This is a genomic window from Brevundimonas sp. Leaf168, from assembly GCF_001423685.1.
In the GTDB taxonomy this organism is placed as follows: domain Bacteria; phylum Pseudomonadota; class Alphaproteobacteria; order Caulobacterales; family Caulobacteraceae; genus Brevundimonas; species Brevundimonas vesicularis_C.
Genome location: NZ_LMOY01000010.1, coordinates 50898 through 67207 on the forward strand (window position 1 = coordinate 50898; position 16310 = coordinate 67207).

11 protein-coding genes and 1 tRNA gene are annotated in these 16310 nt (G+C 65.2%); 8 read left to right on the plus strand and 4 right to left on the minus strand.

The window, feature by feature from the left end; translation table 11 throughout:
* Positions 1-91: 91 nt before the first annotated feature.
* Both ASF81_RS10985 and ASF81_RS10990 read left to right on the plus strand, forming a co-directional pair.
* The gene (locus ASF81_RS10985; RefSeq protein WP_055808544.1) at positions 92-1195 is read left to right on the plus strand and encodes an efflux RND transporter periplasmic adaptor subunit; all 1104 of its coding nucleotides are present in this window, start codon (positions 92-94) and stop codon (positions 1193-1195) included.
* Positions 1195-4401 carry an efflux RND transporter permease subunit gene (locus ASF81_RS10990; RefSeq protein ID WP_055754845.1) on the plus strand — a complete coding sequence of 1069 codons (3207 nt, stop codon included), beginning with the start codon at positions 1195-1197 and terminating at the stop codon, positions 4399-4401. Before ASF81_RS10985 ends, ASF81_RS10990 begins: the two co-directional genes overlap by 1 nt.
* A 4-nt stretch (positions 4402-4405) precedes the next feature.
* Here the strand turns inward: ASF81_RS10990 and ASF81_RS10995 are convergent, their stop codons facing one another.
* On the minus strand, positions 4406-4909 hold the full coding sequence (locus tag ASF81_RS10995; RefSeq protein WP_055808545.1) for a cytochrome c family protein: 504 nt from the start codon (positions 4907-4909) through the stop codon (positions 4406-4408).
* A 151-nt stretch (positions 4910-5060) separates the two neighbouring features.
* Here ASF81_RS10995 and ASF81_RS11000 point away from each other — a divergent pair, with 151 nt between their 5' ends.
* The 3 genes from ASF81_RS11000 to ASF81_RS11010 are packed head-to-tail and all read left to right on the plus strand — an operon-like array spanning position 5061 to position 7993.
* Positions 5061-5327 (plus strand): FeoA domain-containing protein, encoded by a 267-nt coding sequence (locus ASF81_RS11000; protein WP_055754847.1) that lies wholly within the window; start codon positions 5061-5063, stop codon positions 5325-5327.
* Entirely contained in the window at positions 5327-7195 is a 1869-nt protein-coding gene (locus ASF81_RS11005; protein WP_055808546.1) for a ferrous iron transporter B, read from the plus strand. The genes ASF81_RS11000 and ASF81_RS11005 overlap by 1 nt, the downstream gene beginning before the upstream one ends.
* A gap of 33 nt (positions 7196-7228) precedes the next feature.
* A complete protein-coding gene (locus tag ASF81_RS11010) occupies positions 7229-7993 on the plus strand; it encodes an A24 family peptidase (RefSeq protein ID WP_055808547.1) in 765 nt (254 codons plus the stop codon).
* On the opposite strand, the gene ASF81_RS11015 is transcribed toward ASF81_RS11010, so the two are convergent.
* Together ASF81_RS11015 and ASF81_RS11020 are read right to left on the minus strand one after the other, a co-directional pair.
* Positions 7990-8616 (minus strand): TetR/AcrR family transcriptional regulator, encoded by a 627-nt coding sequence (locus ASF81_RS11015; RefSeq protein ID WP_055808548.1) that lies wholly within the window; start codon positions 8614-8616, stop codon positions 7990-7992. The genes ASF81_RS11010 and ASF81_RS11015 overlap by 4 nt on opposite strands.
* Positions 8617-8637: 21 nt before the next feature.
* A tRNA-Thr gene (locus ASF81_RS11020) sits at positions 8638-8713 on the minus strand.
* A 210-nt stretch (positions 8714-8923) separates the two neighbouring features.
* On the opposite strand from ASF81_RS11020, the gene uxaC reads away from it, so the two are divergent.
* From uxaC to ASF81_RS11035, 3 genes are read left to right on the plus strand one after another with little or no spacing between them, the layout of a single operon-like run.
* Positions 8924-10339: a glucuronate isomerase gene (gene uxaC / locus ASF81_RS11025; protein WP_055808740.1), complete on the plus strand. Its 1416-nt coding sequence runs from the start codon at positions 8924-8926 to the stop codon at positions 10337-10339.
* Positions 10336-11805, plus strand: a complete 1470-nt coding sequence (locus tag ASF81_RS11030) for a mannitol dehydrogenase family protein (protein ID WP_055808549.1) — start codon at positions 10336-10338, stop codon at positions 11803-11805. Before uxaC ends, ASF81_RS11030 begins: the two co-directional genes overlap by 4 nt.
* A gap of 3 nt (positions 11806-11808) precedes the next feature.
* Positions 11809-13308 carry a UxaA family hydrolase gene (locus ASF81_RS11035; RefSeq protein WP_055808550.1) on the plus strand — a complete coding sequence of 500 codons (1500 nt, stop codon included), beginning with the start codon at positions 11809-11811 and terminating at the stop codon, positions 13306-13308.
* Positions 13309-13425: 117 nt separating this feature from the next.
* Here ASF81_RS11035 and ASF81_RS11040 read toward each other — a convergent pair whose 3' ends face one another.
* Positions 13426-16182: a TonB-dependent receptor gene (locus ASF81_RS11040; protein WP_055808551.1), complete on the minus strand. Its 2757-nt coding sequence runs from the start codon at positions 16180-16182 to the stop codon at positions 13426-13428.
* Positions 16183-16310: the final 128 nt, after the last annotated feature.

A 16310-nucleotide genomic window follows, 5' to 3' on the forward strand; every position in this document is an offset into this window, starting at 1 on the left:
ATGTGATCCGGCACGTTACTGATACGTAACATTGCGCGCACTTCATTACCCGGTAATGCATGCGGCGTCCCCCTGACCGAGAGACCCCCGCGTGATCAAACGTCACTTCTTCCTCGTCGCCGCCGCCGTCCTGCTTGCCCTGATGGTCGTCGCCGCCATCGTCAAAGTCTCCGCTGGAGACGAAAAGAAGGCGGCAGGGCCGGGCGGCGGTCGCGGACGCGGGGCGCAGCAGGTGTCCGAGGCCGTCGTCGCGCAGTGGCCCTTCTCGGATCAGATTCGCGTTTTGGGCGTGGCGCGCGGCGAGCGGTCGGTGAACGTCACCTCTTCGACCACCGAACTGATCACCCGCGTCCTGTTCGCGGACGGCCAGTACGTCTCGGCCGGCGCGCCACTGGTCGAACTCCAAGCGCGTGAAGAAGACGCGGCCATTATCGAGGCTCGCGCCAACGTCAATCAAGCCCAGCGTGAATACGATCGCTACAAGGCCTTGGCCGACCGGGGCGTTGCGCCCCAGGTCATGCTGGAACAGGCCGAGACCGGGTTGGAAACCGCGCGAGCGTCGTTGCAGGCGGCCCAGGCGCGTCGTGGCGACCGGGTGATCCGGGCGCCGTTCTCCGGGCGCGTCGGTCTGACGACGGTGACGCCCGGCACGCTGATCAACCCGGGCGCGGTGATCACGACGCTGGACGACACATCGACGATCCGCGTCGATTTCCCCCTGCCTGAGCGCTATCTGAACCTGCTGCGTCCCGGCGCCCAGCTGACGGCGACGGCAGACGCCTATGGCGACGAGCCGTTCACTGGGCGGATCGCCCTGATCGACACGCGCGTCAACGAAACGACCCGCGCCGCAACCGCGCGCGCGGAGTTCCCCAACCCCGGCGGTCGCATCCGTCCCGGCATGTTGATGCGCGTGGCGGTCCAGCAGGGCCAGCGTCAGAGCGCCGCCGTGCCAGAGTCAGCCGTGCAATATGAAGGCGCCGGCGCCTTCGTCTATCGCATCGCACCCGGTCAGAACGGCTCCACCGCTCAGCGGGTCGAGGTCGAAACCGGGGCCGTCGAGAACGGCTTTGTTGAGATACTGTCCGGCATCGAGGCCGGCGACCGCATCGTCGGATCGGGCCTGAACCGTATTCAGCCGGGCGCACCGGTCAGCGTGGGCGGCCAGGGTCGCAAGTCGGGCGCCGCCAAATGATGCTGTCCGACGTTTCGGTCCGGCGGCCAGTCTTCGCGGCCGTCGCGGCCATCGTGCTGTGCGTCATCGGCGCGGCGGCCTTCTTCTTCCTGCCCGTGCGTGAACTGCCCGACGTCGATCCGCCGATCGTGTCGGTCAACACCAGCTACGCCGGCGCCTCGGCTGAGGTGATCGAAAGCCGCATCACCGAGCCGGTTGAGCAGCAGATCGCCGGCATCCAGGGCGTCGAACGCATCAACTCGACTAGCCGCGACGGACGCTCCAACGTGAACATCGAGTTCTCGCTGGACCGCAACATCGACGATGCCGCCAACGACGTACGCGACCGCGTCAGCCGCGTGGTCGGCCGCCTGCCGGACCAGGCCGACCCGCCTGAGGTGGCCAAGGCCGACTCCGACAGCCAGCCGATCATCATCGTCTTCCTGCGCTCGACCAGCATGAACCGGCTGCAGCTGACCGATTACGCTGACCGCTATCTGATCGACCGGATGGCGACGGTGCCCGGCGTGGCCCAGGTCAACATCTATGGCGAGCAGCGCTATTCGATGCGCATCTGGCTGGATTCCGCTGCCATGGCGGCGCGGGGCCTGACGGTCAACGACGTCGAGACGGCCCTGACGAACCAGAACGTCGAACTGCCCGCCGGCTCGCTGGAATCGACGGACAAGGACTACACCGTCCGCGTGGCGCGCACCTACGCGCTGCCGGAAGACTTCCGCCAACTGCCCATCGGCACGCGAGGCTCGGCCTCGGCCTCAGCGACGGTCGCCACAGGCACGGGCAGCGGATCGTCGGCCATCATCCAGGGGCAGCCGACCTATGTGACGCGCCTTGGTGACATCGCCCGCGTCGAGGAAGCGCCGGAAGAAGACCGGCGTCTGTTCCGTGGCAACGGGATGGATCAAATTGGCCTGGCCGTGACCCGTCAGGCGCAGTCGAACGACCTCGCCATCTCGGACGGCGTCCACAAGATGATCGAGGAAATCCGGCCGACCTTGCCGCCGGGTGTGACCATCGAGGTCGGATCCGACAACTCGGTCTTCACCTCGCACGCGATCGACGAGGTCTGGATCACCATCGGCATCTCCATGGCCCTGGTGGCCCTGGTGAACTTCATCTTCCTTGGCAGCCTGCGAGCCGCGCTGATCCCCTCCATCGTGGCGCCGATCTGTCTGCTGGCGACCTTCATCGTCTTGGCCCCGCTAGGCTTCTCGCTGAACCTTCTGACGCTGCTGGCCCTGGTTCTGGCCATCGGCCTCGTGGTCGATGACGCCATCGTGGTGGTTGAGAACATCCAGCGCCGTCTGGATCTGGGCGAGCCGCCTCTGGTCGCCGCCGAACGCGGCGCGCGCCAGGTCTTCTTCGCGGTCGTGGCCACCACCATCGTCCTCTTGTCAGTGTTTGCGCCGCTGCTGTTCCTGCCGGGGTATGTCGGACGTCTGTTCGTCGAACTGGCCGCAGCGATCGCGGCGGCCGTGGCGTTCTCCGCCTTCCTGGCGCTCAGCCTGTCGCCGATGCTGGCCTCCAAGATATTGCGACCCGCACATGGCGGAGGCTGGGTGGCGCGCAAAGTCGACTGGGGTATGGACCGGCTGAAGTCGTCCTATGGCCGGTCGCTGGACATGCTGTTGGGCCGTCGCATCGCGGTGATCGGCGTCGGCGCCCTGATCCTGCTGGTCGCAGCGGGCGCGGGCGGCATCTTCCTGACCCTGCCTAACGAACTGGTGCCGGACGAAGATCGCGGCCGGGTCACGGTGCGCGTCGCCGGCCCCGAAGGCGCGGGCTTCGACTATACCCGGAAGATCATGCTGGGGCTGGAGCCTCTGCTGGCCGAATACAAGACCAGCGGCGAGGCCGACAGCTATCTGGTGTCCGCGCCCGGCTTCGGCGGCGGCAGCTTCAACTCGGGCAATGCGGTCCTCACGCTCGCCGACTGGTCCAAGCGCGACCGCTCGGCGGCCGAGATCGCTCAGGAACTGAATGGCAAGCTGCGCGGCCAGACGGGCGCCCAGGTCAATGCCTCGACCCCCGGCGCCTTCCAGCGCGGCGGCGGCAACTCCAACTCCATCGAGCTGATCGCGACCGGCAGCGACTATCAGCAAATCTACGCCTGGCTCCAGCCTATGCTGGCTGCGGCCCAGGCCAATCCCGGCTTCTCGCGTCCACGCCTGAACTATGAGCCGAACTCGCCGCGTCTGCTGGTCGATGTCGATCCGCAGAAAGCCGCCGCGCTGGGCGTTTCGTCCCAGTCGATCGGCCGCACGCTGGAGACAATGTTTGGCTCTCGCCGCGCCACGACCTACATCAAGGGTGGTCAGGAATACGATGTCATCCTGCAGACCGAGCGCGACAATCGTCGCGAGGTCGCCGACCTGGAAGCCCTGTATGTCGCGACCGGGGGCGGCCAACTCGTGCCGCTGTCGGCCGTGGTCACGACCAAGACCAGCGGGGACACGCCGGACCGTCGCCGTCTGGATCGGCAGCGCGCGATCTCCCTGCAGGCCGACCTCAATCCCGGCACCACGATCGACGACGCGATACAGTTTCTGAACGCCGAGGCGGCCAAGCAGCCGCAAGGCGCCGTCGTCACCCAGTGGGGTGGGGCGGCGCGCGATCAGCAGGAAGCGGGCGGGGCGGTGTTCGCGGCGTTCGGTCTGGCGCTGTTGCTCGTCTTCCTGGTTCTGGCGGCCCAGTTCGAAAGCTGGATCACGCCTGCGGTCATCATGCTGACGGTGCCGCTGGCGGCGGCGGGCGGTCTGTTCGGCCTGCTGATGGCGGGCTCCAGCCTGAACATCTACAGCCAGATCGGCCTTATCATCCTGATCGGCGTGGCGGCCAAGAACGGCATTCTGATCGTCGAGTTCGCCAATCAGCTGCGCGACCAGGGCCGGTCGATCAGGGAGGCGATCATTGAGTCGTCGTCCTTGCGTCTGCGTCCAATCATCATGACCTCCATCGCAACCGCCTTTGGCGCCCTGCCGCTGGTGCTGTGGCAAGGCGCAGGCGCCGGCAGCCGTCAGACGATCGGCGTGGTAATCTTCACCGGCGCCATCTTCGCCACCGTCCTGACCCTGTTCGTGGTGCCGGTGATCTATGGTGTCCTGGCGCGCTTCACCAAGTCGCCGGAATGGACCGCCCGCAAGATCGAGGAGTGGGAAGCCCAAGAACTGCGCGAAGGCGGCCCCAAGGAACTGCCTGAGGCCTGACGGATCAAGCGGCGGGCGCAGGCTCCGGCTTGTAGCCCGTCTCCACCTTCAGGAAGGCGATGACGTCGCGGCGATCCGTGGCGTCGGGCAGACCGGGGAAGGTCATCTTGTTGCCGGGCAGGAAGGTGCGCGGATTTTCCAGCCAGTGATCCAGCTTCTCGGCGTCCCAGGTGAAGGTCGCCGTGCGCATGGCGTTGGAATAGTTATAGTGCGGACGATCTCCCGCCTTGCGGCCGAACACGCCATACAGGTTTGGCCCGGCCATGTCGGGGCCGCCCTCGCCGATGGTGTGGCAGGCGCGACAGCGCGCAAACGCCCGACGCCCGTTCTCGAGATCGCCCGCATTGTAGGGGGCGGGCAGGGAGGCCAGCAGGGTCGCCTTTTCCGCATCCGTCAGCACGTGAACCGGCGCGGCAGGCGTAGTCGTGGACGGCTCGCCCTGACCACAGGCGGCCAAGGTCAAAAGCGGGGCCAGAAGAAGGGGGGCGACGAGGGCGTGGCGTGTCATGGCGGCTTCCTGTTTGCCTTGTGATACCGCAACGCACCGGCGCGGCAATTGGTCAAGCTGTCCTGCTGGACGTAGACCCCTCGCACCTGATAATCAGTGTCAAAGAAACGCGGAGCCGTCGGGGAGCGGCCTCGCCCGTGCGAGCGTAGAATTGACCGACACCATCAAGTTGAGCCAGGCCCGACGCGGCGATCGCGGCGTCATCGTTCAGGTGGGCGCCCATTGTCACCATCAGGGCGAGGCGGTCGAGCTGGAACGCCGTCTGCTGGAACTGGGCTTTGTCGAAGGCGCGCAAATCGAACTGCTGCACGAAGGTCTGTTCGGACGCGACCCCATCGCCATGAAGGTGGACGATATGCGCGTGGCCCTGCGTCGCCACGAGGCGGAAAGCCTCTCGATCCGGCTGGGCGCCGCCTGATGGACATCGCGCTGAAGACGGCCCGCGTCGCGCTGGTCGGCAATCCCAATAGCGGCAAGACCGCTCTGTTCAACGCCCTGACCGGCGCTCATCAGAAGGTCGCCAACTACGCCGGCGTGACGGTGGAGCGTAAGGAAGGCCTGATCCGCGCCGCCTCCGGCCGCACGATGTCGGTGCTGGACCTGCCCGGCACCTATTCCCTGCGCGCCCGCAGTCCGGACGAGGAGGTCACGCGCGACGCCGTTCTGGGGCGACTGGCCGGCGAGACGCCGCCCGACGTCGTGGTCTGCGTCGCCGACGCCACCAACCTGCGTCTGGTCCTGCGGCTGATCCTGGAGCTGAAGGCCGTCGGGCGGCCCATGGTTCTGGCGCTGAACATGTATGACATCGCCCAGCGCCAGGGCCTGCGCATCGATCTGGAGCGACTGCGCGCCGAACTGGGCGTGCCGATCATCACCACCGTGGCCACGCGCAAGCGCGGCATCGACGATCTGGTCGCCGCCATTGAGGACCAGGCGGCCGTCGCGGCCGTGACCGAAAGCCAATGGCGCAGTCCGGACGCCGCCGAGCTACGAGCCGCGGCCCGCGAAGCCGAGCGGATCATGAAGGCCTGCGTCCGCCCGCCGGAGCGGCCCGATACCCTTACCGGCAAGATCGACTCAGTGCTGCTGCATCCGGTCGGCGGGCTGCTGATCCTGTTCGCCCTGCTGTTCGTGATGTTCCAGGCCGTGTTCAGCTGGGCCGCGCCCGTAATGGACGGGATCGAGGCCAGCATCGCCTGGTTGGGCGGCTTGGTCGCCAACGTCTTGCCTGACGGTCTGCTGCAAAGCCTGATCGTTGACGGGATCATTTCCGGCGTCGGCAGCGTGCTAGTGTTCCTGCCGCAGATTCTGATCCTCTTCCTGTTCATCATCGCGCTGGAAGACTTCGGCTATATGGCGCGCGCGGCCTTCCTGATGGACAAGATCATGGGCGGGGCGGGGCTGCACGGCCGGGCCTTCATCCCGCTGCTGTCCAGTTTCGCCTGCGCCATTCCCGGCGTCATGGCGGCGCGGGTGATCGATTCGCGACGCGACCGCCTGACCACCATCCTGGTCGCCCCGCTGATGACCTGCTCAGCGCGCATCCCGGTCTATACGCTGATCATCGCCGCCTTCATTCCGAATGAGACGGTCTGGGGCTTCGCCAATCTGCAGGGCCTTGTGATGTTCGGCCTCTACGCCGCCGGCATCGTCAGCGCCCTGATCGTCTCCCTGCTGATCCGCAAAGTGTTCTGGCGAGGGGCGGTCGAGCCCTTCATGATGGAGCTTCCGGCCTACAAGACGCCGGACCTGCGCAGCGTCGGCTTCAATCTGTGGCTCCGGGCCAAGATCTTCCTGAACCGCGCGGGCCGCATCATCCTGCCGTTGGTGATCATCTTGTGGGTGCTGGCGACCTTCCCCTATCCGCCCGAGAACGCGACCCTGCCGGCCATCGACTATTCGTTCGCGGGCATGATCGGCCGCGCTCTGGAGCCGATCTTCGCGCCCATCGGCTTCAACTGGCAGATGGTGATCGCCCTGATCCCCGGCATGGCGGCGCGTGAGGTTGCAGTGGCGGCGCTTGGCACGACCTACGCCATCGCTGACGCCGAGAATGCGACGGGCCTTCTAGCCTCGACCCTGGCGTCGCACTGGTCGCTGGCGACAGCCTTGTCCTTCCTGGCCTGGTACATCTTCGCGCCCCAGTGCGTGGCGACCTTGGGCGTCGTGCGGCGCGAGACCAACTCGCTGAAATGGACCTGGATCATGATCGGCTACATGTTCGGTCTGGCCTATCTGGCGTCGCTGGTGACCTATCATGTGGCGGTGGCGCTCGGAGGCGGCTAAGCCAGAAGGGTTCGCCGCCTTCGGGACGTCCTGATGAATCCTGTACTCGCCGCCGCCGTCATGGGCGGGCTGGGCCTGATCGTCGGCAGTTTCATCGCCGCCGTCAGCGTTCGCCTGCCGCGCGACGAGGACATCGTCGTCGCCCGCTCGCGCTGCCGGGGCTGTGATCAGACGCTACGTCCCTGGGAGCTTGTGCCGGTCTTCAGCTGGCTTGGTTTGCGCGGGCGGTGTGCGCGATGCCACACGCGGATTTCGCCGCGTTATCCGCTGATCGAGTTAGCTTCGGCCGGCGTCGGCATCTGGGCCGGCGTGTGGGGTGTGACGGGCGGCACCTCGACATTCATGATCGCCGCCACGGCCGTTCTGGGTTGGCAGCTGTTGCTGATCGCCATCGTCGACGGCGAACACTTCTGGCTGCCGGATAGTCTGACGCTGCCCTTGATCTCGACAGGGGTTACGGTCGCCCTGATTCTGGATTGGGGCCTCGGTTTTTCCCATCTGATCGGTGCGGCTGTCGGGTTCTGTGGTCTGTGGCTGGTCGGTTGGCTCTACCAACTCGTCCGAAAGCGTCAGGGACTGGGGGGAGGTGACCCCTTCCTGTTCGCGGGGGCAGGGGCCTGGGTCGGCTGGATGGGCCTGCCCAGCGTGCTGCTGTGGGCCTGCGCGGTCGGGCTCAGCGTGGTCTTCGGCATTCTGGTGGTCCGGCGCAGCGTCAGCGGATCAGAGAAGCTGCCTTTCGGCGTCTTCCTGGCCGTCGGGATCTGGCTGACCTGGCTGTATGGGCCGTTGGGCCTCTAACGTCCGGTCGTCAGCTTGACGATAATAATGGCCGCCGTATCCAGAATGGCTTCGGGCGTATCGGCCCGTCGCAGAAGATCGAAACTGGCCGCCGTCGATTCGGCGATCGAGGCGATCTGATACGAGGCCAGCCGCGGACTATAGTCCTTGGGATGCAGGCCGCTGGCGTGGGCTTGGGCCACGCGACGTTCGATGGACAGGTGCAGCCGGCGCAAACGGCGCACCCGGCTTTCGACGAAGGCGGCGTCGCCATTGTCGGCCAGCATATGTTCGACACGCAGCACCTGACCGTGGCTGCGCCAGATGGCCATCACATCCAGAATGAAGGCGCGCGCGATGACGAAGGCCTTATCGCCCGGCCAGTCGGCCTGGAAATGCGCCGCCAGCCCCTGAAAATCCGTCGCAGCGACCTCGCACAGCGCCAAAACAGGTTCTTCGACTGTCTTGAAATAGGTGTAGAAGTTGGAAGGCGATACACCGGCGGCCGAGGCCAGATCGGCGACGCGGATTTCACCGTAATGCCGCTCGTTCAACAGGCGTTGGGTCGCGTCGAGGATCGCTTGGCGGGTTCTGCCGCCTCGCGCACCGATCTTGTGGCCCAGCTTGTTGGTTGTGTCGGCCATGTCCCCGATGGTCGAAAGGCGTGGTGCCGGCTGCAGGAATCGAACCCGCGACATCCAGTTTACAAAACTGGCGCTCTACCAACTGAGCTAAGCCGGCCCGAACGGGCGGTGAGCGGCCCTTATGTCCAGCCTCGCGTCCGGACGCAAGGCGCCAGAGCAGGCTTGCGAAAAATCCGACGTGCGACACGCAAGACAAGCTGAGCTTCAATGTTGGTAACCGGTGTCTTTTTGCGGCCGATGTTGTAAGTTTGTTGGATCAAGATCGAGAGGCGAACCAAGCCTCCGCCACGAGGCCATGAGGAACGCTATGGTTCATCCGCTCAAACTGAACCCCGATCGCCTGTTTCCGGCGGACGCCGACACCCGGGCGATCGCGCGTCGTCTGTATGGCGAGATCAAGGGGCTGCCGATCATCAGCCCGCATGGTCATACGGATCCTAGCTGGTTTGCGTTGAACGAACCCTTCGCCAATCCGGCCGAACTTCTGATCACACCCGACCACTACGTCTTCCGCATGCTGCACTCGCAGGGCATGGCGATGGAGGATCTGGGCGTGCCGCGCGCCGATGGCGGGCCGGTCGAGACCGATCCACGCGAGATCTGGCGGCGCTTCGCCGAGAACTATCACCTGTTCCGGGGGACGCCTTCACGGATGTGGCACGACTGGGTCTATGCCGAGGCCTTCGGCATCGACGTGCGCCTGTCGGCCGAGACGGCCGATCACTATTACGACGTGATTGATGCGGTCCTGAAGACGGACGCCTTCAGGCCGCGCGCCCTGTTCGAGCGCTATAATATCGAGGTCCTGACCACGACCGAGAGCCCGCTCGACACGCTGGAGCATCACAGGACCATCGCAACCTCGGGCTGGAAGGGCCGGGTCCTGACCGCCTATCGCCCCGACCCGGTGCTGGACCCCGACTATGAAGGCTTCCGCGACAACCTGAAGATCCTGGCCGAACAGACCGGCCGCGACACCCTGTCGTGGGACGGCTATCTGCAGGCCCTGCGCGACCGCCGCGCCTTCTTCATAGAGATGGGCGCCACCTCGACCGATCACGGCCACCCGACCGCCTTCACCGCCGATTTGCCCAAGGCCGAAACCGAGGCCCTGTTCCGGCGTGTGTCGACGGCGCCCGCCAGCGCCGCCGACGCTGAACTGTTCCGCGGCCAGATGCTGACCGAGATGGCGGCCATGTCGGTCGAGGACGGTCTGGTGATGCAGCTTCACCCCGGATCTTTCCGCAACCACTCGGCCACCGTCTTCAACCGGTTCGGCCGCGACAAGGGTTGCGATATACCCACCCAGACCGACTATGTCCGGGCGCTGAAGCCGCTGCTGGATCGGTTCGGGTCGAACAGCCGTCTGTCTCTGATCCTGTTCACCCTGGACGAAACCACTTACAGCCGCGAACTCGCGCCGCTCGCCGGCCACTATCCGGCGTTGAAGCTGGGGCCGAGTTGGTGGTTTCACGACAGTCCCGAAGGGATGCGTCGCTTCCGCGAACAGGTGACCGAGACGGCCGGCTTCTACAATACGGTCGGCTTTAACGACGACACCCGCGCCTTCCTTTCCATTCCCGCCCGTCATGACGTGGCGCGGCGCATGGACTGCGGCTTCCTGGCCAAACTGGTCGTCGAGCACCGGATGGAGGAGGACGAGGCGCACGAACTGGCCCACGCCCTAACCTATGGCTTGGTCAAGGCGGCGTACAAGCTGTGAGCAGACTGAACCAAGCCGCTCTGAAGGGGCTGGCCGCCGATGTCGCCGTCCCCGGCTACGACCGCGCCCAGGTGAAGACGGGTGTCGTCCATCTGGGCATCGGCGCCTTCCACCGCGCCCACCAGGCGGTCGTGTTCGACGATGCAATCAAGTCGGGGGATCCGCGCTGGGGTGTGCTGGGCGCTTCGCTTCGGTCGCCCGGCGTACGCGATCAGCTGAATCCGCAGGACGGGCTGTACACCCTGGTCGTGCGTGACGGATCGGACGATCATCTGCGGGTGATCGGCGCCTGCGCGGGCGTGATGGTCGGGCCGGAGGATCCCGCCGCCCTGGTCGCCGCCATGGCCGATACCGACGCGCACATCGTCACCCTGACGGTGACCGAAAAGGGCTATCGCCTCGATCCGGCGGCCGGCGACCTGCTTTTGAGCGACGCTGATGTCGCGGCCGATCTGGTTGATCTCGCCGCGCCCCGCACCGCGCCTGGATTCATCGTCGCGGCGTTGAAGGCGCGAAGGGCGGCGGGGCTGAAGCCCTTCACCGTCATCAGTTGCGACAACCTTCCCCACAACGGCAAGCGTATCCGTGCCGGGGTCATCGCCATGGCGCGCCGGATCGACCCGTCGCTGGCGGACTGGATCGAAGCCGAGGGCGCCTTCCCCCAGACGATGATCGACCGGATCGTCCCGGCGACCATTCCCGACGACATCGCCCGCCTGACTGCCCGCCTGGGCGTCGAGGACCAGGGCATGGTCAAGGCCGAACCCTTCACCCAGTGGGTGATCGAGGACCGGTTCGCCGGCGAACGGCCCGATTTCGCCTCTCTCGGCGTGCAACTGACCGACGCGGTCGAACCGTGGGAAGACGCCAAGCTGCGCCTTTTGAACGGCGCACATTCGGCCATCGCCTATCTGGGCGCCTTGTCGGGTTATGAACATGTCCACGAAGTCGTGGCCGTTCCCGGCTTCCGCGCCTATGTCGAGGCCCTGTGGGACGAGGCCGAAACGACGCTAAATCCCCCGCCAGGTCTGGACATCCCCGCCTATCGTAAGGCGCTGATGGCCCGGTTCTCCAATGCGGCCCTGATGCACCGTACGCGCCAGATCGCCATGGACGGCTCGCAGAAACTGCCCCAGCGCCTGCTGGCCGGGGCCGCCGAACGTCTTGCGGCGGCGCAGGGTATCGATGCCATAGCCTTGGGCGTCGCCGCCTGGATGAAATGGCAGTCGGGCGTGACCGAAAGTGACGAGATCTTCGTCGTCGACGATCCTCTGGCGGCCAAGACCTCTGAACTGTTGGCCGACGCCGACACTGATAAAGCGCGCGTTTCGGCCTTGCTGAGCCTGTCCGCCGTCTTCCCGCCCGCGCTGGGCGCTGACGACCGGTTCGCCGAAGCGGTCACGTCCGCCTATCTGTCGCTCAGCCAGAACGGCGCCGTCGAGGCCGCGCGCCTGGTCGCGGAGTAGTCCATGTCTCGCGTCCTGATCCTGAACCCCGCCGATGACGTCGCCATCGCCCTGGACGACATCGCCAGCGGCGATACGCCCGTTGGCCTGAACGCCCCGGCGCGCGCGGACATCGCCACCGGCCACAAGATCGCCCGTCACGCGGTGGACGAAGGCGGTCTGGTCCGCCGATATGGCCAGGTCATTGGACGCGCCAAAGCCGCTATCGCCGCCGGCGATCATGTCCATATTCACAATCTGGCTATGGCGGAAGACGGCCGCGAGGCCGAGGTCGGGGCCGACCTGCGTGCGCCCTCGTTGCTGTCTGGCGCGACGTTCAACGGCATCGTTCGCCCGGAGGGTCGCGTCGGCACGCGAAACTACATCGGCGTCCTGACCAGCGTGAACTGTTCGGCCACCGTGGCGCGCCGCATCGCCGACGCCTTCCCGGACTCCAGCCTGCCTGCGGGCGTCGACGGCGTGGTCGCCTTCACTCACCAAGGCGGTTGTGGCGGCTCGTCGCTCAGCAGCGACGTGACCCTGCTGCAGCGGACTTTAGCGGGGTATGCCAAGCATCCGAACTTCCACTCCATCCTGATCGTGGGTTTGGGTTGCGAGGCCAATCAGATTCCCGCTTTGCTCGCCAATGAGGGCCTGCAATCCAGCCCGCGTCTGCGCGCCCTGACGATCCAAGAGGCCGGCGGCACGGCCCGTGCAATCGAGGCCGGGATTAAGGTGGTGCGCGAGCTGGTTGTGGAGGCCGCAAAGGTCCAGCGCCAACCTGTTTCCGCATCTCACCTGACTGTCGGTCTGCAATGCGGCGGTTCGGACGGCTGGTCCGGCGTCACCGCCAATCCGGCCTTGGGCGCGGCTGTCGATATGCTGGTCGCGCACGGCGGATCAGCCATGCTGTCCGAGACACCCGAGATATGGGGCGCCGAACATCTGCTCCTGCGGCGTGCGGCGTCGCAGGACGTGGCGGACAAGCTGAACGCGCGTCTCGCCTGGTGGCGCGACTATGCCGATCGCCACCAGATGGAGCTGAACAACAATCCGTCGCCGGGCAATCTGAAAGGCGGTCTGACCACTATCCTCGAGAAATCTTTGGGGGCGGTGGCCAAGTCCGGCTCGACCCCGCTGAACGACGTGATCGGTTATGCCGACCCGCTGAAGACCAAGGGCCTCAGTTTCATGGACAGCCCCGGTTACGACCCGTGCTCGGCCACGGGCCAGATCGCCTCGGGCGCCAATCTGATCGTCTTCACCACCGGCCGGGGCTCGGTCTTCGGCGCCAAGCCCGCCCCGTCGATCAAGGTCGCCTCCAACGCCAGGCTGGCGAACTGGATGGACGAGGACATGGACATCGACGCCTCGCCCGTCCTGACGGGAACCAGCTTGGCCGAGGTCGGCGAGGTCATCTTCCGCAAGATGCTCGATGTCGCGTCAGGCGAGCCGTCCAAATCCGAGGCCCTCGGCATCGGCGACAACGAGTTCGTGCCTTGGCAGGTGGGAGCGTATTTGTAGAGGCGGCGCGGGATCCGAAAACCTCAATCGCCGCTTTTCGCCTAGCTAAAAAGAAGGCCCGGAGCCGTTCGCTCCGGGCCTTTAGTTTGTCACGCTGGAGGCGTCAGGGAGGGAAGCTCAATACTTCCAGCGCAATCCCACGGCGATCTCTCGGCCGGTGTGACGGTAGTCGGACACGCGGTTGGTCACGTCGACATAACGGTCGGTATAGGCGTCCGTCAGATTGATGCCTTCGAGCGAGATGGTCAGGTTCGGCGTGAACTCGTAGGACATTGAGGCATCGACATTGGTGGTGTCGTTAACGCCTTCTTCGGAGTTGCCGTTCGCGCCGGGGAAGGACAGCAGATACTGGCTGCGGTGTGCGACCGAGACGCGGGCCTGGAACGGGCCATCCTCATAATACAGGGTCGCGTTGGCGGTGTTCTTCGACTGGCCCGTCAGGCGATTCTTGCCGGCCGTGCCGTAGCTGACTTCGGAATCAACCCAGGTGACGTTCCCGGTGAAGCCGAAGTTGGACCAAAGACCGGGCAGGAAGGTGAAGGGTTGCTGATACTGGATTTCAATTCCTTTCAGCGCGCCGCCTTCGCCGTTCAGGCGGCGCGTGACCTGGAAGATATCGGTCGGGCTTGCAGCGCCCTGAAGCAGTTCGTTGGGCAGGCCCAGCTGGTTGTAGGGGATGCCGACGGTTTCCGATGTGATGAAGCTGTCGATGTCTTTGTAGAAGACGGCGGCGGCCAAAAGGCCCTCAGTCTGGAAATACCACTCGACGGAGAAATCGTAGTTGGTGGCGCGGAACGGATCGAGAAGCGGGTTTCCGTAGGAGACGGTGCGGGTGGTTGGCGAGACGCTGCCGCCCGGGGTCAGATCGCCGAGGGTCGGACGGGACATCACCTTGGCGGCGCCCAGGCGAATCACGACGTCGTCACGCGGCTCCAGCGCCAGATTGAAGGACGGCAAGACGTCGTCATAGTCGTTGTCGGTCGTGACATAGTCATAGGTCGTGACCGGCGGCGTCCCCACCGCGATGGTTTGCCAGCCTTTGGCCGTGACCTCGGTCTGGGCATAGCGGATGCCCGCATTGCCGCGCAGGACCATACCTGCAACAGTCGTATTGAAGTCGGCCTGGAAGAAGACGCCCTTATCCGATTCGTCCACTTCACGCTCGCTGCGATTAGGGACAAGGGGATCGTCATAAAAGCTGAGGAAGTCAGCAATCTTGGAAATGTCCGGAACGATGAAGCTGAGGTCCGAACCTGCGCCGGCGCTTACACCGTCCCCGATGCTGACGACGCGTCCGATGCTGTTTACCCCGGTAAGCCGATCGGCGCCGGTCGGAGACGTTTTGGTCCGCGTCAGGCCGAAGGTCTCGAACCCATATGTGCGATACTCGCCGCCGATCTTGAAGGTCAGGGAGTCGGACCAGTCGTAGGCCAAGGAGCCAGCGCCGACCTTATTATCAAAGTTGCCGCCGGCGTTGCTGCGCGTCGCATTGACCAGGGTAAAGCGCTGACCCGAGGTGACGTCAAAGCCGTAGTTGATGCGCGGCCGGCGATCATCCTCGCGGAAGTCGAAGGTGTAGCCGTTTACGCCCGCAGCCTCGAAGGCATAGGCGACGTTGAGCGGCGTGCGGGCTTCGGATCGGTTGGCGCCGACCTTCAGATTGCCATGCAAGCGGTCGCTGAAATCGTGGCGGACGTTCAGCGAGGCTTGGTAGAAGTTGCTTTCGTTGCGGGTGAAGCCGTTTTCGGCGCGAACCAGCATGTTGTCGAAGACGCCGTAGGACAGGATGTTCTTGTCGGCGTCGATCGCATAATCGCGCACGACGACGCTGTTGACGTTGGCGCGACTGAACGACCAAGCTTCGATGTTGGGGCTTTCCAGTTCCGAGTTAAAGCGCGACCACAGGACGTCCAGCACCGCCTCGGTGCGGTCGCTTGGCCGCCATTGCAGCGCGCCCGTCATGCCTAGGCGGTCTTCTTGAGTATTGCCCAAGGTGTAACGCGGGATGCGGGGATAGAAGGCGTTCAGGACGGCGTCACGTTGCGCTGTCGTGGTGCAGGGAATGCAGCCGCCGAAGTTCTGGCCGCGCCCATAGGGATTGCCGGCGGCGTTGACGTTTGACGGGTCGCCCTTCTGCCAACGCGTCGTGTTGAAGCTGCCCAGGATTGGCGACCGCTCGGAATAGGCAATTGACACCAAGGCGCCGAAAGTTCGGTCCTCGTTCGACCAGCTGAGCAGACCCGCGAGCCGCGGCACCGTCTTCTCAGACAGATCATTGTACGAACCCTGTACAGACAGGGCGGAGTTCAGGCCGCTGCCGCCGAAGTCCAAGGGGCGACCCGTCTGCAGATCGACCGTGGCGCCCAGCGAGCCCTCCTCGATCTCGGCCGATTGCGTCTTGCGAACCTTGATGCTGTTGAACAATTCGGACGCGAACATCGAGAAGTCGAAGCTGCGGTTGCGGTTGCCGCCAGACGCAGCCTGGGCTTCCAGGCCGTTGATGCGGGTGCGGGTGAAATCGGAACCCAAACCACGCACCGAGATGGTGGTGCCTTGGCCGTTGACGCGGTCGATGGTCACGCCGGGCAGGCGCTGGATCGCTTCGGCCAGGTTCTGATCGGGGAAGTCGGCCATGTCTTCAGCCAGGATGGCGTCCACCGCTCCGGCTTCGCGGCGCTTGATGTTCAGCGCCTGTTGCAGGCTGGACCGGAAGCCGGTGACGACGATTTCATCGACCACGGTTGCATCTTGGGCGGCGTCTTGCGTGACGGGTTCTGAGGCAGGAACCGCCTGAGCCGCAGCCGCCGACGCACCCATCAGGGCCGCCAGGGATACGCCAACCGCGCACAGAGTCCGGGTGTTGATCCGTCGCATTCGTTCTCTCCCCATCCCGGCGTCCATCTGGCACCGGTGTCATTTTGTGGCATGCTGTCGCGTATATTCAGATTGGCGACGTGTCGCTTATTGCAACAGCTTCCCGCATTTTGCAACAAGGTGATGTC